The sequence below is a fragment of the Chloroflexota bacterium genome, assembly GCA_020161265.1.
Lineage (GTDB): Bacteria > Chloroflexota > Chloroflexia > Chloroflexales > Herpetosiphonaceae > Herpetosiphon.
The window spans coordinates 273,832-293,013 of record JAIUOC010000009.1 but is presented as its reverse complement, the minus strand read 5'-3'; the positions used below and the strand labels follow the sequence as shown (position 1 = coordinate 293,013).

General features: G+C 51.9%; 16 protein-coding genes. 10 read left to right on the top strand and 6 right to left on the bottom strand.

The genetic code is table 11. The features are described 5' to 3' along the window. The first annotated feature begins 98 nt into the window (after window positions 1-98). A complete protein-coding gene (locus tag LCH85_20715) occupies window positions 99-1,190 on the top strand; it encodes a terpene cyclase/mutase family protein (protein MCA0354422.1) in 1,092 nt (363 codons plus the stop codon). A gap of 222 nt (window positions 1,191-1,412) precedes the next feature. Next, window positions 1,413-2,987 carry an ankyrin repeat domain-containing protein gene (locus tag LCH85_20710; protein MCA0354421.1) on the top strand — a complete coding sequence of 525 codons (1,575 nt, stop codon included), beginning with the start codon at window positions 1,413-1,415 and terminating at the stop codon, window positions 2,985-2,987. Window positions 2,988-3,043: 56 nt separating this feature from the next. On the opposite strand, the gene purQ is transcribed toward LCH85_20710, so the two are convergent. The 4 genes from purQ to purL form a co-directional block, all read right to left on the bottom strand. After that, window positions 3,044-3,814, bottom strand: a complete 771-nt coding sequence (purQ, locus tag LCH85_20705; protein MCA0354420.1) for a phosphoribosylformylglycinamidine synthase I — start codon at window positions 3,812-3,814, stop codon at window positions 3,044-3,046. 118 nt (window positions 3,815-3,932) lie between these two features. After that, window positions 3,933-4,649 (bottom strand): hypothetical protein, encoded by a 717-nt coding sequence (locus LCH85_20700; protein MCA0354419.1) that lies wholly within the window; start codon window positions 4,647-4,649, stop codon window positions 3,933-3,935. A gap of 15 nt (window positions 4,650-4,664) precedes the next feature. After that, window positions 4,665-5,498 carry a DUF1444 family protein gene (locus LCH85_20695; protein MCA0354418.1) on the bottom strand — a complete coding sequence of 278 codons (834 nt, stop codon included), beginning with the start codon at window positions 5,496-5,498 and terminating at the stop codon, window positions 4,665-4,667. Between the two features lie 67 nt (window positions 5,499-5,565). Further along, complete coding sequence (gene purL / locus LCH85_20690) at window positions 5,566-8,445, bottom strand: phosphoribosylformylglycinamidine synthase subunit PurL (protein ID MCA0354417.1); 2,880 nt, start codon at window positions 8,443-8,445, stop codon at window positions 5,566-5,568. Between the two features lie 297 nt (window positions 8,446-8,742). Here purL and LCH85_20685 point away from each other — a divergent pair, with 297 nt between their 5' ends. After that, window positions 8,743-9,975 carry a DUF4139 domain-containing protein gene (locus tag LCH85_20685; protein ID MCA0354416.1) on the top strand — a complete coding sequence of 411 codons (1,233 nt, stop codon included), beginning with the start codon at window positions 8,743-8,745 and terminating at the stop codon, window positions 9,973-9,975. Between the two features lie 3 nt (window positions 9,976-9,978). After that, window positions 9,979-11,019 carry an ABC transporter ATP-binding protein gene (locus tag LCH85_20680; protein ID MCA0354415.1) on the top strand — a complete coding sequence of 347 codons (1,041 nt, stop codon included), beginning with the start codon at window positions 9,979-9,981 and terminating at the stop codon, window positions 11,017-11,019. Here the strand turns inward: LCH85_20680 and LCH85_20675 are convergent. Then, window positions 10,994-11,218 (bottom strand): hypothetical protein, encoded by a 225-nt coding sequence (locus LCH85_20675; GenBank protein MCA0354414.1) that lies wholly within the window; start codon window positions 11,216-11,218, stop codon window positions 10,994-10,996. The genes LCH85_20680 and LCH85_20675 overlap by 26 nt on opposite strands. A gap of 272 nt (window positions 11,219-11,490) precedes the next feature. Between LCH85_20675 and LCH85_20670 the strand changes: the two genes are divergently transcribed. The 4 genes from LCH85_20670 (at window position 11,491) to LCH85_20655 (ending at window position 15,112) form a co-directional block, all read left to right on the top strand. Continuing rightward, complete coding sequence (locus LCH85_20670; GenBank protein MCA0354413.1) at window positions 11,491-11,994, top strand: cyclic nucleotide-binding domain-containing protein; 504 nt, start codon at window positions 11,491-11,493, stop codon at window positions 11,992-11,994. A gap of 16 nt (window positions 11,995-12,010) precedes the next feature. After that, entirely contained in the window at window positions 12,011-13,099 is a 1,089-nt protein-coding gene (locus tag LCH85_20665) for a hypothetical protein (protein ID MCA0354412.1), read from the top strand. Window positions 13,100-13,178: 79 nt separating this feature from the next. Further along, window positions 13,179-14,150 carry a class I mannose-6-phosphate isomerase gene (locus LCH85_20660; GenBank protein MCA0354411.1) on the top strand — a complete coding sequence of 324 codons (972 nt, stop codon included), beginning with the start codon at window positions 13,179-13,181 and terminating at the stop codon, window positions 14,148-14,150. After that, complete coding sequence (locus tag LCH85_20655; protein MCA0354410.1) at window positions 14,150-15,112, top strand: GDP-mannose 4,6-dehydratase; 963 nt, start codon at window positions 14,150-14,152, stop codon at window positions 15,110-15,112. The genes LCH85_20660 and LCH85_20655 overlap by 1 nt, the downstream gene beginning before the upstream one ends. A 38-nt stretch (window positions 15,113-15,150) precedes the next feature. Here the strand turns inward: LCH85_20655 and LCH85_20650 are convergent, their stop codons facing one another. Then, entirely contained in the window at window positions 15,151-17,988 is a 2,838-nt protein-coding gene (locus LCH85_20650) for a helix-turn-helix domain-containing protein (GenBank protein ID MCA0354409.1), read from the bottom strand. A gap of 212 nt (window positions 17,989-18,200) precedes the next feature. On the opposite strand from LCH85_20650, the gene LCH85_20645 reads away from it, so the two are divergent. Both LCH85_20645 and LCH85_20640 read left to right on the top strand, forming a co-directional pair. Beyond that, window positions 18,201-18,386, top strand: coding sequence for a hypothetical protein (locus LCH85_20645; protein ID MCA0354408.1), 186 nt, complete (start codon window positions 18,201-18,203; stop codon window positions 18,384-18,386). 85 nt (window positions 18,387-18,471) lie between these two features. After that, window positions 18,472-19,128, top strand: a complete 657-nt coding sequence (locus LCH85_20640) for a hypothetical protein (protein MCA0354407.1) — start codon at window positions 18,472-18,474, stop codon at window positions 19,126-19,128. Window positions 19,129-19,182 lie beyond the last annotated feature (54 nt).

Genomic DNA, 19,182 nt, shown 5'->3' with positions numbered 1-19,182 from the left:
CTAGGCATTGATTTTCCATAATAATCATGTCAGCCCAAGAATTGTTAAGAATTTGGCCACGCCTTGGGCTGTGCTGTGTAGTTCTAGGAGGTATTGGCATGCTTCAAACCATTGTTCGCTATCGTTGGCTGTTGGTCATCGTTGGTTTTTTGGTAGCGGTCCCAATCGCTGCTCAAACGGCGGAGAACAATAAAGGGGCTGATTGGTTGCTAACTCAGCAGCAGGCGGATGGCAGTTTTGATTCGTATTATCACTCTCCACTTGATCCAACGGCATGCTCGGTGTATGCCCTCCATGCGGCAGGCTATCAAATCGACCCAGCCACGCAACGCTTTATTGAGCAACAGGCTCAGAGCTATATTGGGTATCCCGCTAAAGCTTCGGCGATTGTCATGGCTCAATTGCTAACCGGACATGATCCCCGTTCGGTTGGTGGGGTCGATTTGGTTGAAGCAATCATCAAGAGCTACGATCCTGCAACGGGCATGTATGGTGAAAACTTATATGAGAATTCCTTGGTAATGATGGCCTTGAAAGCTGCTGGCGAGGCGATTGAGCCACAGGCAATCCAGACGATTCTTGATCAACAGTTGGAAGATGGGTCGTGGAATACCAGCACCCAAAACACCGCCTTACAAATTCAGGCCTTAGTCGCGGCTGATCAAAAGCAATCTGCGGCAATTCCGGCGGCGTTGGCCTTCTTGCAAACCCAGCAAGAGGGTGATCGGGGGTTTGTCGGCAATCGTAACTTTCCGCCATCAGCGTTTAAGGATGCAATTTCAACTTCCTTGGCCATCCAAGCTATTTTAGCCACTGGTGGCGACCCCAAGGCTGAACCATGGGGTGATAATATCAATAATCCTATTAATGCTTTGCGGCGTTTGCAGCTTGCTGATGGTGGTTTTCGGCGCGATTCATCGACCCCACAGCCAGATACGATGTCAACTTGTTCGGCTGTTCAGGCTGTGCTGCTAAAAACCTATCCATTTATTGAACTTGCCAACATTGGCATTACGCTGACCCCAACCTTGGTTCCTGCCGATGGCTCGACTGCCACTCCTGTTCAGCAACCTGGCCTGCCTAGGGTATTACCAGACACTAGCTCAAGCTCAAATCTGGCCTTGCCAATTGTGCTTGGCGTATTGGCTGTCTGTGTATTGGTTGGCCTACGCCTACGCAAATTAGCCTAAATAACTCAAAGGCCTTGATCAACTGTTGCTCAAGGCCTCCTTTTTTGAGCTATCAACCCAAACTCCCCACAAGCATCCAAAGCCTCAAACCCAGCCATTGTTCTACGCCAAAATACTCACAGATTGCTAGCTGCGTTCCTTCAACCAGTTTTTGACATAGCTAACCCAATCACATATAGTTGAACTCCCCAAATCGATTTGTTGAGCAGGAAAGGAACTTCCATGAATAATCCAATGATCGAAGTGCGGCTTTTTGAGGCACTTCGTTCTGGTCAAAGCTCAATTGCCACTGAGATTCTAGCGGTACAGCCAGAGTTAGCACGGATTATTTTCAATCCTTCTAATCCTGCAATTGCTAATGGCCTGACGAGCCATCCAGAGCAATATGCAAATGCGCCGATTGGCCAGACCCCGCTACACATCGCTGCTTGGAATGGTGAACAGCGCTTGGTCAAGCAGCTACTTGAACTTGGTGCTGACCCCAATGCGCGTGATCTGCATGGCGGCACGCCACTGCATGCGATGGTACGCTGGGTAACACGGCCCGATATTATTAGCATATTACTGGAAAAAGGCGCAGATATTAATGCCGTTGATCATGCTGGGCAAACACCATTACATTTGGCTGCTAGTTGCATTCGTCGCCCAGGTCATCAATGGGGCGATCATCCCGATCTGTGCTCCTACCTGATCGCAAACGGAGCAATGATCGATATTTTCTCAGCAATCATCCTTGATCACGATGATCATGCTGCCATGCTTCTGAAAAATGACCCGACATTAGTCCACACTCGTACCAGCGGCAACCAGACCCATCCGCCAACTGCCACACCCTTGCATGTTGCTGCTGATCGGGGCAATCAAGCCATGGCTGAGTTGCTATTAGCGTATCATGCCGATCCCAATAGTCTAGATGCTCATGGTCGTTCACCGCTCTATTTGGCTGCTCATGCTGCCGGAACCCGCAAACGGCAAGCAACTCCTGAACTCGCAGCCTTGTTGTTGACTTATAGCAATCCTGCACCGATCTTGGCTGCTAGTTTGCTTGGCACCGAGCCAGCCTTGCGTGATCTGCTGGCTCAAACAGCGGTTAACATTCAGATCAGCGATCAAGGTGGATATACTGCCTTGCATTTGGCGGCCTGGAATGGTCAAGTTGAGGCGATTGCTGAATTGTTGGCGCATGGTGCCGATATTGCTGCACGAACCAAACGCAACGAAACCGCCCTGCAACTTGCTGTTGCTTATGCTCACAATGCTGCTGCTGAGATCTTACTGGAGCATGGGGCAACGTCCGATGTGTTTATTGCCGCAATGCTTGGCCGCACTGATCACTTGGAACAATTGCTGAAGCATAATCCTGAGGTAGGCAGCACGCCTAATCGCTATGGTCGTACACCCTTACGAATTGCAGTTGAACGTGAGCAGACAGCGACTGTTGAGTTTTTGCTGGCTCATGGGGTTAAACCCGATCTATGGATGGCGGCAGGTATGGGCAATCTTGCGAGGGTCGAAGCTTTAGTCGAAACTGATAGTCATGCCTTACACCAGCGCGATCAATGGGGCTATACTGCGTTACATTGGGCCAGTAAATCTGGCCAACTTGCGGTGATCGAATATCTGCTTGAGCGAGGTGCTGGCTTGGAGCCGCGTGGCTCTGATGGTGGCACGCCGCTGACCTTGGCCTTGTGGCATGAACAGTCGGCAGTAGCCCGCCTGCTGGTTGCTAGCGGTGCTGATATTGATGCACTAGACAATTGGGGTGGTTCACCACGTAATCAAGTAGCGGCTCTCTAACAAGTTAATTGAAATTGAACATGGCGCAACAGCAAGAATCTGTTGCGCCGTTGGGCTTAAACTAAGGCCATCGCCCGCACGCCGTTGCGGAAAATCGCCATGCCTGGGCCTTCGCGATCAAGGCCGCGTCGCCGCCATTGTGGATGATGTTGTGGTAAGAATGCTCGATCAGGGTGCGGCATCAAGCCAAAGACATTGCCCGCCGGATTGCAAATGCCTGCGATCGCATTTAATGCTCCATTGGGATTAGCCGGATATTCCATGGTTGGCTGGTCTGCTTGATCGAGATATTGCACCACAATTTGGTTATTGGCTTGGAGCTTTTCGAGCGTAGCTTGATCGGTCAGGAAACGGCCTTCACCATGGCCAATCGGCAAATCAAGCGTGCCACTCAAGCCTTGGGTAAAGACACACGGGCTAGCGCTGTTGAGACCCAATTTGATCCAGCGACATTCATAATGGCCGCTGGCGTTATCAATTAAGGTTGCTTGACCAACTTTATCGCTGGGCAAAAGGCCAGTTTTGACCAACACCTGAAACCCATTGCAAATGCCCAGCACAGGCCGACCATCAGCCACAAAGCGGCTCAGATCCTCGCGCAAACGATAGATCAAATCGACTGCCAACATGCGGCCTGCTCCAAGATGGTCGCCGTAAGCAAAGCCGCCTGGAATTAGCAGCATGCCGTAATCGGCCAATTGAACGCTGCCTTCGGCCAAACGGTTAACGTGAACCCGCTCGGCCTTGGCTCCCGCTAATTCGAGGGCTTCGGCGGCCTCGGCATCACAGTTAATCCCCGGTGCACGGAGCACCAATACCTTTGTCATAATCAAAGTTCCTTATTTGTAAGGCTATAGGCTGTGGGCGATCGGAGATTGTTTGGATCTCAAAGCCACTTATCAAGAAAAAAGCTTATAGCCAAAAGCCTATAGCCCATAGCCTTCATCATCGTTCAATCACATGTTGTTGGCGCGAAGCATGAATCCCCGCGCTGGCCAAATGCACAACCCACAGCACCAGCCCTGCAATCACCAGTAACGCAGGCTTGGTAAAATTGCCGCTGCTGCCGATTAAGCGGGGTAGCCAGAACGGCGCTCCCAGCAAGCCAAAGCAGATCAACGGCGATCCGATGCTGGCGGCAACCAGAGTTGGCACAGCAATTTCGGCGGCATAATAGCGGCTGGCAACCATGGCATAGAACAAGAGTAATGAGCTTAGCCCAGCAAAAACCGCCATCAAGAGATAGAAATTAATTCCCCAAGCCCCAACATTTTGGCTATAACGCCATAACCCGGTGCGGGCGGCCAGCCCTTGAATGATAATGTGATAGAGCACGAGCGCCACATACGCTACCACTCCAGTCAGATAATGGCGTGTCCACCAATGTTGCTGCTGCCCAAAATACATCAACAACACTGGTAACGAGCCAATCCAACTAGCCGCCAGCAACGCATAGATCGGCACAGGATTGCCAAAAAGGTTGATCGCTGCCACACCATCAGGGTAGGTCAGGCTATACAAACGTTGCAAAATCGGCTCGGCTACGATGGTGCAATGGCCTGCAATCAACACCAGCAAATAGCGGTATGAGCGAAAGCGCAGCCACAATAAAATCGCTACGGCATAACAAATGACCGTAATTCCAATGAACATTGCTGCCATGCACCAAACCTCGCGCTAATTTTTACGTTCGCTTGATGACCAATCGTACTCGTAAATCAAAATTTGGCCTTGTTTGATCGTCCAAAGTTGATCGCTCAGGCCATAATCGAGTTTGTAGGCATCTTGGGCAATTTGCATGGCAATCCGTTGCAGAATTTCAGGGTTGGCATCGCTGAAGCCAATCAAGAAATCGCGGTTGGGAATCCCTAGCACCAAGTTTCCAGGCAATAAATCGGCCCATTCGCTCAAAACATCGGTTAATAAAATTCGCGCTGCATCATAGCCATCGCTGGTCGAGTAGATAAAGAGCATCTGATTGCCCTCGCCCATTACTTGAGCCATGCCAGGTTTGAGCGTTTTGATCCGCAGGTTATCGACGGCTTTGGTGTAGATGGTGGTTTCGAGCACGCCCCAGGTTTTGAGATGCTCCTCGTTGATGTAGGCCACGCTCTCTGGTTCGTCGATCACATAGCAAACGATCAAATCGGCCAGAAATGGCCGATAGACTAATTGGGGCAAATTGCGCTCAGCGACTTCGAGCAGCATCGAAGCTGGCTTGATCATCGGATAAACCCGATCTTCCAGTTCATCCCATAGCTCTTGGCCACGATCGGGCGCGAACGAGCGAACTGCTGCCTCTAACGATTGCAAAATTGATTCAAGTTGCTCTGGCGAGCGGCGATAGGCATTGTAAAAATGCTCAAGTTCGGAGACGACCGCCCGTCCATGCCAGCGAAAGCGAATCTCCATGCCATCGCGGCTAAGTTCTTCGATGCCGCCAAGTTGCTCTAAACGCTCCTCGACAACATCGCCAAATTCTTCATCATCTAAAAGTGGCCGATCTTCCATAACCCTTGTCCTTATTGTAGGTTAAAAGCCAAAGGCCTAGCGGGTTGAGCGCTAAGCCTTTGCACATTTAAGCTTGCCATGCAGCCTTGAGGCTTGCCAAATCGCTGTCAATAATCGGCTGTCCAGCCAAATCGTTGATGATCAGGCGTGGTTCTGCCAGCACTTGGCCGATTTTGGCGTAGGCGATGTTGCTCAACTGGGCTTCGAAATTGGCGGCTTGCTCTGGGGCAACCTCGACCAAGAAACGGGTGGTCGATTCGCTCCATAACAAGGCATCAGCGCTCAAAGCACTGGATGTTGGCACAGCGCTCAATTCCAAGCTCAAGCCAAACCCGCCAGCAAAGGCCATTTCGGCAGCGGCGACCGCCAAGCCACCTTCGCTCAAATCGTGGCAAGCTCGCACGCTATTGGCGCGAATTGCCGCATGTAGCGCTTTATGCACGCTTGGTGCGGTTGCCAAATTAACCTTGGGCAGATTGCCGTTATCAATGCCGCCAACCAAAGCGCTGACTGCCCCGCCGCGTTCGTCATGAGTCAAGCCGACCAAATAAATTGCATTGCCAGCAGCTTTCGCGTCCATCGAGATTGTTTGCAAGACATCGGGCACTAAGGCCATAGCCGAAATCAGCAAGGTTGGTGGAATTGCCACGCGCTTGCCTTCTGCATCGCGATATTCGTTGTTGAGCGAATCTTTGCCCGAAATAAAGGGCGTGCGATACGCCAAGGCTGCATCGTGACACCCAGCGGAAGCTCGCACCAAGCCTGCCAAGCGGTCAGGTAATTTGGGGTCGCCCCAGCAGAAGTTATCCAAAATCCAGGTTTGTTCGGGGTCGCCGCCAGCCGCCACGATGTTGCGCAAGGCTTCATCAACCGCTGCTAAGGCCATCCAATACGGATCAATTTTGCCATACAACGGATTCAGGCCACAGCCAAGCACCACGCCACGGTTTGAATCGACCCGTGGTTGCAATACCCCAGCATCACCTGGACCATCTTCGTTCACGCCAACCAAGGGCTTGAGCACGGTGGCCGCCTGCACTTCATGGTCGTAGGTGCGCACAATATTTTCGTTGCTGGCGACGATTGGCTGGCCCAAGGTTGCCTTGAGTAGTGTTGTGTGATCGATAGTGGCTGGTTGGCTGGCTGGCGCTGGGCTTGGCTGCCAGTTAGCATTCAGCTTAAATTGCACCCCGCCGCTATGCAAAAAGGCCATATCAAGCTCAACCACGGTTAGTTGATTGTGCTTGACTGTCAGCACACCATCAGCAGTGAAGTGGCCAATCACGGTTGCCTCAACATCTTCGCCACGGCAAAGATCAAGCAAGGTTTGGACATTCTGCGGTGGCACGGAAACAACCATGCGCTCTTGGGCTTCGGAGATCCAAATTTCCCATGGTTGCAAGCCAGCATATTTGAGCGGCACATCGCGCAATTCAACAACTGCGCCAGTTTCTTCGCCCATCTCGCCAACCGCCGAGGAAAGCCCGCCTGCACCACAATCTGTAATCGCACTGTACAAACCTAAATCGCGGGCTTGCAACAACACGTCGATCACCGTTTTTTCGGTGACGGGATCGCCGATTTGTACCGCTGCTCCAACTGTTTCAGCAGTGTCGTGGGTCAATTCAACTGACGAGAAGGTTGCACCGTGAATGCCATCGCGGCCAGTGCGGCCACCAATTACGACAATTGCGTCGCCTGCTTGAACGCCGCGTGGGTGGCTGCCGCGTGGTGCAATGCCGAGCGTACCACAGAATACCAATGGATTGGCGGTGTAGCCATGGTCATACCAAACCGCACCGTTGACATTGGGAATCCCTAGTTTGTTGCCATAATCGCGCACCCCAGCCACGACACCTTCGCGGATGCGCCGTGGGTGCAGCACACCTTGCGAAAGCTCGCTTTCGGGCAAATCAGGGTAGCCAAAACACAACACATCAGTTACGGCGATTGGTTTGGCTGAAACCCCTAACACGTCGCGCACAACTCCACCAACCCCAGTATTTGCGCCACCAAATGGCTCTAGTGCTGAAGGATGGTTGTGGGTTTCGACTTTGAAGGAAATTTCATACTGCTCATCGAAGGCCACAATTCCAGCATTATCGACAAATGCCGAGAGCAAGGCCTCGTTGCTAACAGCGTTGGTAGCGCTGCGCAAATAGTGATTGAGCAAGCCATTGATCGTCGCGCCATTGGCGGCATTGAGTTCAGCCAAGGCTGGATGCAACGCCGCATCAATTCCCTGATCTGCGGCAGCTTGTTGATAGCTGATCGTGGCGCGGAAGGTTTTGTGGCGGCAATGTTCCGACCATGTTTGAGCAAGGGTTTCCAGCTCACCATCGGTTGGGTCGCGGCCTAAATCTTCAAAATAATCGCGAACTGCCTGCATCTCAGCCAAACTCAAGGCCAAAATGCCTTCACGGCTAATCCGTTCGAGTTCGCTATCGCTGACTCCACGCAAGGCCACGCGGGTGATCGTGGGCGTGTGGGGAGCCGGAAGTTGTAATAAGTGTTGATAAAACTGCAAGCGTTCAGCACTACGAGCCTCAAGGGTAGAATAAGCAGTTTCAATCAAATCGTTTAAAAGGTGTTCACCAGCAAATTGACGCAAAACAGCTTCGTCTTGCACATCGGACACATAGACGCGACGCAGGGTTTTGGCCTGTTTCAAGCCGTTAATCCCAATATGGCGTGCGCCAACTAAAATCGTCTCAGCTTCGTTATCGGTCACGCCTGGGCGAAAGGCAATCTCCACCAATGCTCCAGCTTTGGGCGCGGCTAGCTCAGCGTCAAGCGCTTGCCAAGTAGCAGTATGAGCAACGGGATCATGCAGTAATTCGAGGGTCAGGCGTTGGACATCTTCTGAGGAAAGATCGCCGGCGAGAAGGTACAGCCGTTCGTGGTTGTCGGCCTCGCGTGGGCAAACAGTGACCAAATATGCGGACACAATTGACTCCTGTTCGAGTTAACTCGTAGGCTATCGCGATTCTACCCGTCTCACGGATGAATGTCAAAAAGGCATAGTCAGGGGCTAGGGTTCGGAAACCGCGAAGAGCGCGAAGATGAGGCTATGGGCTATCGGAATAATGTTAATTCACAATAAATCATTGGGAATACACCGAATATTGACTGACCTCTAACCCTGATCCCCAGCCCCCAACAACCGGCCCCCGAGCGCTACAACACTTGATACGTTCTATGGTAGTATTTAACCACTTTTTAATTAACGCAAAGGAGCAACCTGATGCTTCGTTCGCGCATGCTTGGTTTGTTGTTGGCCATCACGACCGCACTTTTTCTGTTGGTAGTCGGAGTTTTATTTTTTGGTGGTTCGGTACGCCCCGCTGCTGCCCAAAGCAATGGCTTGCGGGTTGAAAAAACATTGCTCAAATCGAGCAATGTGGTGATGGTTGGCGAAACCCTGACGTTTGCCATCACCATCACCAACAACTGGCATACCACCGTGATCACCTTGCCAGTTGTCGATACCTATGATCGTTCGGTTTTAGGCTACATCAATGCTACTCCAGCCGAAGATACCCATAACGCCAGCACTGGTGTGATCAATTGGGATAATATTCTGGCAACGACTGGGCCATTGGCTCCTGGTGAGCAGGTGGTGATTTTAGTACGCTTCACCGCTGAACATCCTTCGCCACGGGTGGTCAACCACGCCGCAACCCACGATGCCTACGATTCATTGGGCAATTTGGTGGGCGATGGTGAGGCTGAGCACGATAATGAAGCAGTTGGCGGCCAAACACCACTCGAAAAAACGCTTGATGATGGGGTGCTGCCCCAAGCTGGGCAACGTATCACTTTTACAATTCGGGTGCAAAATGCTGGTTTAGTTGATGTAGTACGCTTGCCGTTGGAAGATACCTTTGATCCAACCGCGCTGCAATTTATTGCATCTGAGCCAATGCCCGATACGATTGAACCAGGTCGCCTGACGTGGGCCAATGTGCTGACCGCGCCGCGCCCAATGCGCCTGCCCCCCAACGAATTTATCTCAATCACGACAGTCTTTACCGCACTCAAGGGCATTGAAGAAACCACCAATAGCGCCCGAGTGGTTGGTGCTGGCGATAGCTTTGGGAACGATCTCGCACCGGCTGCCGATGATGTGCCAATTCGGATTATTGGTGCGCCTGGCACACCAACCCCAACTCGCACGCCACGGCCAACGCCCAATGCCACGGCAATTAATCAAGTAACGGCGACGATTGCCGTCAGCGCCACCGAAGTGGTGATTACCACGCCAACCGTGGCGATCAGCAGCACTGCTACGATTGAAGCCATTGCCACGCTCACGCCAGAACAAGGCACTGGCAGCACCACCACGCCTACCGTTATTCCCGCCGTCTTGCCCGATACCAGTGCGGCCCCAGCACCACAAAGCAATTGGTGGGTTGGTGCGGCAATTCTTGCTATACTACTGCTTGGAATTGGCCTCACTCAACGCAGTCGTGGATAAACTATGTTGCACATGCAAGGCATTCGTAAGCAGTTTGAACAAACAACTGTTTTACGTGATATTGAACTAACGATCAATCGTGGTGAAATTTTGGCCTTGCTTGGCCCCAGCGGTTGTGGTAAATCGACCCTCTTGCGCATTATTGCTGGCCTTGAATCTGCTGATCAAGGCCAGTTGTTGTTGCATGGCCAACCGCTTAATCCAATTCCAATTCATCGGCGTAATTTTGGCTTGATGTTCCAAGATTGGGCGCTGTTTCCGCATCGTAATGTTGGCGAGAACATTGAATTTGGCCTGCGCATGGAAGGCATGGCCAAACTTCAGCGCCAACAGCGGGTCGCCGAAATGCTTGAATTGGTTGGATTGATTGGCTATCAACAACGCTCAGTGCTCGAATTATCGGGTGGCGAGCGCCAGCGGGTGGCCTTGGCGCGTTCGTTAGCGCCGCGCCCACAATTATTGATGCTCGATGAACCATTGGGATCGTTGGATCGGACGTTGCGCGAACGCTTAACTGAGGAATTGCGCCAGATTATCAAAGCAGCTGAAGTGACAGCGATCTATGTTACGCACGATCAAAACGAGGCGTTTGTGGTAGCTGATCGCTTGGCCGTGATGAATGCAGGCCAAATTGTGCAACTGGATACGCCCCAAGCGATCTATCAACAGCCCAAAACTGCCTTTGTAGCGCGATTTTTGAGCTTGACCAATTTATTACCAATTGTGAAGCAAACCAGCCTTAGCCCTGAGTTACAGCGCGTCGAAACCAATTTAGGCCAATTTGAAATTCAAAGCTCGCAAACCCAAGCAGCCTATTTGCTGATTCGGCCTGAGGCCGCCCAGCTAGCACCAAACGCAACGGCCAGCTATCGCGGCCAAGTGGTTGGCCAAAGTTTTCGTGGTAGCCATCAACGGATTGAATGGCGCTATGCGCATGGCGAATTGCAACTCGATCTACCGAGCAACTATCAGCTCGATCAAGGCCAAAACCTCGACCTAACATTTGATGCCCAGCAACTTAGTCTCGTGCAGAGCGACCACTGACGACGGTTGTTTTGGTTTGTTGCTGTGATGAAAGCGTGCCAACCGACGGAATCGGCGTGTCCTTATCGACTAATTGGCTTAACGTTGAACCACAAGCAACACACGTCCACAACAACATCTTCCGGCCACGATTATACTTTTCAGCGCCCCGTTGCTCGCCAATGTAGCGACAGGGTGCATTACAATGAGGACAGTGCACCCTGTGACCTCCTTTTAACGTTGTTTGTAATGTGTCAATTTTTATTGCGATATTCTGATTAGCTATAAAGCACAGACTATGCCATTACCACGCCGCATGATATAGTTCCAGAGTCCCACCAAAATCGGCAGTATGGGGATATTAACATAGTTTGATCACGATTTGGGGGGATGACCGTTGGTCTGTCAGCATTGTACGCCAAAATTGGGCCAATGTTGCCGATCACTTCAAGAACCGCTAGAATACAGGCATGAACCTAGTTTGGAGGCCTTATGGCATTGCAGCCAGATTCATCTGAGCAACCGACCCCAGCCGAAATCGCCCAACGTTTGGCCGATGTTCCATTATTTGAACAAATGCGACCCGACGATTTAGCATTCTTGGCTGATCACGCCACAATTCAGCAACTTGAGCCAGCGGTGGTGCTTTCAGCTCAACAAGCCAGCGAAAACGATCTGTATGTGGTGGTGCGCGGCCATTTGGAAGTGTGGCTCGACCCAAGCAGCATCGGAGCCGAAGGGCCAGAGCGCAAACTTGCCACGTTATTTGCCGACGAAATTGCTGGGGAATTGGCCTTGGTCGATGGCGGTGTGCGTTCGGCACGACTCCAAGCAGGCGATGCAGGTGTGCGGGTGATTTGCATTTCGCAGGCTGCAATTCTCAATCGTTGTGAGCAAGATCCAATTTTTGGTTATCGTTTGATGCGCAATTTGGCAGCGATGTTGGCCTTACGCGCCCGCCTGACTGCTTTGAGTGCTCAAACCAATATTGCCTAGTGAGGGGGATTGACGTATGCACCGTTGGCGGCTCGCCTTTGGGCTAGGGTTGATACTTATCTGTTTGAGTTGGGGCAGTTGGCGCTGGCAACCGGTTGCCGCCCAAAACCCCGAAGATGATGATCAGCCGCCTGCCGTTGAACAACCACTGTGTTTTTCGAGCACTGGGTTGTGTATCAACGGGGCATTTCGGCGCTATTGGGAGACCAACGGCGGTCTAAGTCAATTCGGCTATCCAATTACTGCTGAAATTCGTGAAACGACCAGTAATGGCATTTTTACCGTGCAATATTTCGAGCGAGCACGCTTTGAATATCATCCTGAGCACTCGCGTCAGTTCGAGGTGCAGCTTGGGCGTTTGGGGGCAGAACTCTATCGCATCGCCCATGAACGCGAAACTGCCCGCGCTGGTTGCCGCTATTTCGAGCGCACTGGCTTTAATGTTTGTGAGCCGTTTCGTACTAAATGGGAAACTGTAGGCACAACGCCAGGTGCAACCAGCCTCGAAATTTATGGCCTGCCGATTAGCCCACTGTTGGTTGGCCGTGATCCTGCTGGCAACCCAATTTCGTTTCAGTGGTTCGAGCGGGGCCGCATGGAATTGCATCAAAGCAATTTGGTCGTGCTAGGTCTGGTTGGGGTTGAATATCGCCAACGCGAACAAGAGCCACGCCCAACCCCAACCCCGACGATCCCAATTGTGCCAACTCCAGCGCCAATCGAGCCAACCGCCATTCCAACTGCGGTTCTGCCGATTCCAATTAATGTGCCATTTCCCGATCGGCCTTGTCATATCAATGTGCCAGCGCCAATCGAGGGCATTCAAGCATGGGCCACCTTGCCCGTGGTCAGCCCGCCCGAAGATGAAGTGATTTGTGTGCGCTTGATCGTCAATGGCGAGGCGGCGCATCCAGCATTTGTCAATATCTACCGCTATATTGGCAACGAACGGATTCCAGGCACGGGCCATACAACTGGGCTTGATGGCACTGCCAGTTTTGTGTTCCATGTGCGCGATCTGCCGATTGGCACGATTCCGGTTGAAGTGGTTGCGACCTTTGAAGGCCGCGAATATCGCACTTGGACGAGTTTTATTCATCGCTAGCGTTATCACGATTGATCGATGGAACGACGCTGGGGTGAGCTTACCTCAGCGTCGTTGCGATCTTTAGAAGATAGTAATTATGGAAGCGAAAACCTTACCACCCATCCAACTCGAAGCTCGCTACGATAGCCGTGTTTGGGGCGGCAATCGCCTTGCTCAATGGCTGAACTTGCCCGCTGCCCCTAGCCCACTGGGCGAGATTTGGCTGGTCTATGCCGAAAATATCATCGCCGCTGGCCCATTACAAGGCCAAACTTTAGCCGCCGCCGCCGAACGCTATGGAGCATTATTGCTTGGCAGCGTGCCATTTGAGCGCTCAGGCAGCCAATTTCCCTTGTTGGCTAAATTTATTGATGCCGCCGATCATCTGTCGGTGCAAGTGCATCCCGACGATGCGTATGCCCACAAGGTCGAGGCTGCTACTGGTTTCAATGGCAAAACCGAAGCATGGTATTTGCTGCAAACTGAAGCCAATGCCCAATTGATTCATGGCTTCAAGCGTCAAACTAGCCGCGAAGAATGTAGCGAATTGATTGGCAACGATCGCTTGCCCGAACTGCTGCGTTATGTACCCGCCCACGCTGGAACGACAATTTTCGTGCCTGCTGGCACGATCCACGCGATTAACGCTGGCGTGATGCTGTTTGAAATTCAGCAAACCTCCGATCTGACCTATCGGATTTATGATTATGGTCGGCCTCGCGAGATGCACATCGAACGAGCCTTGGATGTGCTGGATTATGCGGCATCGGCTCCGGCTGAAACCTCGCCAACGCGGCTTGATTCACGTCGAACGTTGCTGGTCAAGTGTCGTTATTTCGCCATGGAGCGTTGGCAATTGCATGGCCGCGTCGATTCGGCAACCTTGCCCACCAGCTTTGAAATTATCACGGTGATCGATGGCTCGGCCACCTTGCGCTCATTCCATGGCGTTTGGGAATTGACGCTAGGCACGACCTTGGTTCTGCCAGCAAGTTTGGGCGCGTATACCTACGAAGTTGCCAACTCGGTAACCCTGCTGCGCTGCTATGTACCTACTGAGGAACTCTAATGCGTGTTTTGATTACTGGCATTACTGGGCCAGTTGGTAGTTTTCTCGCCGATTACCTGCTAACCTTGCCTGATCTCGAAATTCATGCGCTCAAGCGTTGGCGATCCGACCCACGACCAATTGAGCATTTGCAAGGTAAAGTAACCTTCCACGAAGGCGATATTGAAGATGCTTTTGCAATGGCGACGTTGCTGCGGCGTGTGCAGCCAGAGCGCATTTTTCACCTTGCAGCTCAAAGCTACCCGAGCGCCTCATGGGATGCTCCAGTTACCACTTTACGCGCCAACACCGAAGGAACCTTGAATATTTTAGAGGCGGTACGAGTTACCGTGCCCCAAGCCCGTTTGCATATCGCCTGCACCAGCGCCCAGTATGGCATCGTTAATCCGGCTGATGTGCCGATTAAGGAGAGCCATCCCTTGCGCCCAGGTAGCCCATATGGCGTGAGCAAGGCTGCTGCCGAAATGTTGGGCTTGCAATATCATCAATCATATGGCTTGCATGTCGTAGTTACCCGCTCGTTTAATCATGTTGGGCCACGCCAAGGCGATCGCTGCTCGATTCAAACATTTTGCCAGCAGATGGCGGCAATTGAAGCAGGCCAGAGCGAGCCAGTGATCCATGTTGGTAATTTGGAGCCACAGCGCGATTTCAGCCATTTCAGCGATGTGGCCCGCGCCTTGTGGCTACTGCTCGAAAAAGCTCCTGCTGGCGAGGTTTACAATCTTTGTTCGGGCGTGGCTACCCGCATTGGCGATATTGTAGAGTTGGTGCGGCGTTTTGGGCGTGTGCCTATCGAAGTTAGGCTCGACCCAAGCCGTTTGCGCCCAGTCGATGAGCCAATTTTGCAAGGCGATAATAGCAAATTGCGCCAAGCTACTGGCTGGGAGCCACAAATTGGCATGGCGCAAATTGTGCAAGAAGTGCTGGATTTCTGGCGTGAACGCTACGGTATTTTGTAGATAACTCCCCGCAACATTGATTGTTGCGGGGTTGTACTTTAATCATTCACCGCGTGCGCCAAAGCTGACTGATACCAACAATCTGGCGCGAATGGTTGGTGCATTTGTAGCACACGTTGTTGCAAACTAGCATGGCTGGGTGCTTGCAACTGCGCTTCGGCCACAATCCGATAATATTCGTAGCCATTGCTGGCCGCCCTTTGAGCCAATTGTTGCCATTGGCGTTGGGCAGCTAGCTCATCACCAGCAGCCTGAGTAATCAAGGCATCAAGGCATGCATGATCGAGGGCAATTTCGCCGTTGCCTGCGAGCGGCAAACTATGGCTAAACACCGTGCGGGCATGTTCGGCTCCCTCGGTTAGCAACATCAACAAGACCGAACGCCGCTCCCAAGCCATGCGTAATAAATTGTTGCTCTGGGCAATTGGCATGGCTGCAATCCGATCAAGGCTTTGCCGCGCCGCCCGTAGATCGCCACGCAATAACTGCCCCATCGCCAAAGTATCCAAAATTACGCCACGGAAAAATGGCTCGCCACCCTCACCGAGCATATGCAATAGATTTTGGGCGATGGCTTCGGCTTGCTCGGTTTGGCCCAACGCCAATAAGGTCATGGCAATTTGGTTGCGCGAATTGTACCAACCTTGCTGATCGTCGATCTGTTGTTTGATCGCGCAGGCTTGTTCGAGGGTTTGCAACGCCACTTGGGGCTGGCCACGCATCATTTGAATAATTGCTTGGGTGTGCTGCATCCGCGCTTGGGCATAGACATCGCCAATCCGGCGCAAGCCTGTAACCGCTTCGTCAATCGTGGCTTCGGCGCGGTTTAAATCGCCTTTGGTATAATAGAGATTAGCCAAATTCACAAAAGCCCGTGGTCGCACCCGTTCCAAGCGAGCAATGCGGGTTTGAGCAATCACATCGAGCCATGTTTGAATGCTGGCATCGACTTCACCAGTATATTGCTGGACAATTGCCAAGGTTCCGCCAGCTCGCGCCCGAATTTCAGCAATCGTCATAATCGCCTCAGGATCAAGATGGCTGGTCAGGGCAATCGCCTGTTCGGCGGCTTGGCGAGCCAACGCAAATTGCGATTGCATTAAAATTGCTTTGCTCAGCGCCATTTGCAACAAGCCATGCAAGCGCACCTCACGCGAATCCAACGTGGCGATGGTTTGTTCGAGCAAGCTTTGAGCGGCAGCAGCTTGATTGCGATGCAACATGGCCCCAGTTAAGCGCCAAACCAAATGCGCCCGTTGATTTGGTTGCCAAGCCAAAGCTAAGGCTTCACGATACATGGCTTCGGCTTCGCTGGCTTGGCTGGTAGCCATCAAAAATTCACCATAACTTTGCAACCACGGAAACAGCAACTCAGGATGTTGTTGCTCGATTGTTGGGCGAATGCTTTGCAAAATTGCCGCCGCCGCGCTGGATAAACCCTGATTCATCAAGGGATCAAGCTGTTGTTGCAGGCTGTTGAGTGCAGCAGGCACGTCGCCCGCCGCGAGATAATGCTGGGCTGCGCGAATTGGGTCAATTCGTTGAGCTTCGAAAACTCTCGCGAGTTGCTGGTGCAGTGCTTTGCGGCGGCTTGGCTGGCTGCGTAGTTGGGCATAAATATATTCTTGCGCCAGCGGCAATACAGCGGCATGACTGGGAGCATCAATCAACTGGCGGCGGGTCAAATCGCTCATTGCCTGTTGCCATTGATACGGGCCATCGACCGCAAAACTGCATTCCATCGGCCATTCAGCATGCAAATTAAGTGGTTGAGCGGCAACCGCCAACAGGGCTAGCAAGCGTTCGCTACTGCTCGGCAATTGATCAAGCATCTGGTCAAGCACAAAACTGGCGATATGTGGCTCGTCGATCAAATGCTGCATCAAGGCTTCATCTGCCCCGCGATCACCCAATAAGCCAATCGTTAAACGCAACAAGGCCGGATTCGCTTGGCTGCGTTCGATCAATTGTTGGCTGTGGCTTGGGCTAAGTTGTGCCCCGTAATGTTTGAGCAAACGTTGGGCTTCAGCTAGCTCAAATCCATGCAATGACCAATAACCAAAGCCTTGCAAATTGAATTGTTCGCGGCTGAGTACCAGGATTTGGCTAGTGGTTTTTTGAGCTAGCTGTTCAATAATCAAACGCAGTTGCGGTTGATCGATCAGCAGTTGGGCATTATCAAAACACAGCAGAGCCGGAATGTGCTGCAAACCGTTGATCAACAAGCCCAGCTGGCGTTCAAAACTTAGGCCAGCTTCGCCATCACGCGGGAAGTGCAATAACGGCTCAACCTGCTCATCGCCGTGGCTCAGCAAAAATAGTGCTAACTGGCGAATTAAGATTTCGCTCGAAAGGCTAATCGTGGGCGTAAAACTCAGCCAAAAACAGCGTTCCCCCCAACTTTGGGCAATTTGGCTGGCGATCACGGTTTTGCCAACTCCCGCTAGCCCATTGACGCACAAACAGCGTTCGTTAGCTAAGCGTTGTTGGACTTGCTTGGTGGCGTGGCGTTCGATTAAAAATGGGGGCAAGGGCGGGGGTAAATCCAGCAGGCCAAGTTCAGTCTGTTGCTGCTGCTCAATTTTTTTGGTGACCGTGACGCTCGTGCCAACCAACGATTCGCCACGAGCCGCCGCTGCTAGCTCCAACAAGCGGGCAACGCTTGCGGGATCGTCACTGAGATCGAGCGCTGGAACCATTAATGCTACCAAGGTCGTTAGGTCGGGCAAACGCTGATCATTTTCCAAGCGCGAGATATGAGCCTCGCTATAGCCTGTGGCGATTGCTAAATCGCGCTGGGTTAGGCGTGCTCTGCGCCGCAGAAAATGCAGCAGCGCTCCAAACGTGCTGAAAGATTCGAGGGTAACTGCTGGCATCGCAAGCCTCCTAACTGAGTGGAAATTATTGGTGGCCGTGAATCGTCATGCAAGCGGGTAGCATCGTTGGGGGTACGTGTCGCGATCAAAACAGGTTGCATATTCAACAAAGAGCTGAGTTTTGACAAGATTTGTCATATTTTACCGCCTTGGCTTTGCTATGCTAGTTCGCAGACGAGGTTCAGCAGCAGTTATACCGAAGGAGTTGCACTATGCGACGAATCGTTCGACGCACGGTAACCACCGTTACGACGATCACTACCACAATCACTTGGCAAGAAACTGCTGCTGATGAGCCACGTGATTTAGCTGAAGCTGGTGAAGTGTCGCATGATGCTGAGTCAACTGCTGAGCCTGATAGTAAACAAAGCGACTCCTTTGGGCAAATTACCAATTGACTCAGCTTAATTTAGTGATTAGATTGAACATATAGCCGCAAGCTGTGTGTGGTAGAACCCAGCGTTTAGTGATGGAGGATTTACCATGAGCAACGATCAATATTCCAACCAACCGCCGGTTGACCCAAATTATCAACCCTACAACCAAGCGCCACCGCCTAACCAACAACCGCAACCCTATCAACCCTATAGCCAAACGCCGTCCAACCAACCGCAACCCTATCAACCTTATAGTCAACCGATCCAACCACAATCCCAAGGTCAATTTGTCGTCCCAAGCGCCAATCAATTAGCTAGTAGCTTCAAAAGTTCATCGCTAGGCCGTCGTTTGGCAATTAGCGGTGGCGTGCTGGCATGGGTCTGCTACTTCTTGCCGTGGTATCACGTGCGATCCAGCATTATTGGTTTTAGCGAAAGCACAAATGGGTTAACTGGCTTCTTACCCTGGCTGGGATTTATTGCCCTAACTTCAGTCTTGGTCAACTTGATTGCCCCATTCTTTGGGCAACAAGTCTATCCGCGCTTTCAACGTTCGTTGAATAATCTCTCGTTGGGCAAGGCCGCATTTTTTGGGTTGGCTGCGGCGCTTGGCTTAGCCCTGATTGGCGGATTTATCGTTAGCCCAAGCGATGGTGGTCTCAGCGAAATTGATACAGGCTTTAGCTTTGGCTTCTATCTCTCAATTCTCGCCTTGGGTACAGCGACCGCTGGCGGCTGGATGATGCAGCAAAGCGGCGAATAACTTCGCTGGTTAATTATCGATGGTGTAATTTGAGCTAAGTTCGATTCCCAACGA

Coding starts and splice junctions, on each gene's coding strand:
- LCH85_20715 (MCA0354422.1), top strand. CDS start 99: ATGCTTCAAACCATTGTTCGCTATCGTTGGCTGTTGGTCATCGTTGGT.
- LCH85_20710 (MCA0354421.1), top strand. CDS start 1,413: ATGAATAATCCAATGATCGAAGTGCGGCTTTTTGAGGCACTTCGTTCT.
- purQ (MCA0354420.1), bottom strand. CDS start 3,814: ATGACAAAGGTATTGGTGCTCCGTGCACCGGGGATTAACTGTGATGCC.
- LCH85_20700 (MCA0354419.1), bottom strand. CDS start 4,649: ATGGCAGCAATGTTCATTGGAATTACGGTCATTTGTTATGCCGTAGCG.
- LCH85_20695 (MCA0354418.1), bottom strand. CDS start 5,498: ATGGAAGATCGGCCACTTTTAGATGATGAAGAATTTGGCGATGTTGTC.
- LCH85_20685 (MCA0354416.1), top strand. CDS start 8,743: ATGCTTCGTTCGCGCATGCTTGGTTTGTTGTTGGCCATCACGACCGCA.
- LCH85_20680 (MCA0354415.1), top strand. CDS start 9,979: ATGTTGCACATGCAAGGCATTCGTAAGCAGTTTGAACAAACAACTGTT.
- LCH85_20670 (MCA0354413.1), top strand. CDS start 11,491: ATGGCATTGCAGCCAGATTCATCTGAGCAACCGACCCCAGCCGAAATC.
- LCH85_20665 (MCA0354412.1), top strand. CDS start 12,011: ATGCACCGTTGGCGGCTCGCCTTTGGGCTAGGGTTGATACTTATCTGT.
- LCH85_20660 (MCA0354411.1), top strand. CDS start 13,179: ATGGAAGCGAAAACCTTACCACCCATCCAACTCGAAGCTCGCTACGAT.
- LCH85_20655 (MCA0354410.1), top strand. CDS start 14,150: ATGCGTGTTTTGATTACTGGCATTACTGGGCCAGTTGGTAGTTTTCTC.
- LCH85_20650 (MCA0354409.1), bottom strand. CDS start 17,988: ATGCCAGCAGTTACCCTCGAATCTTTCAGCACGTTTGGAGCGCTGCTG.
- LCH85_20645 (MCA0354408.1), top strand. CDS start 18,201: ATGCGACGAATCGTTCGACGCACGGTAACCACCGTTACGACGATCACT.
- LCH85_20640 (MCA0354407.1), top strand. CDS start 18,472: ATGAGCAACGATCAATATTCCAACCAACCGCCGGTTGACCCAAATTAT.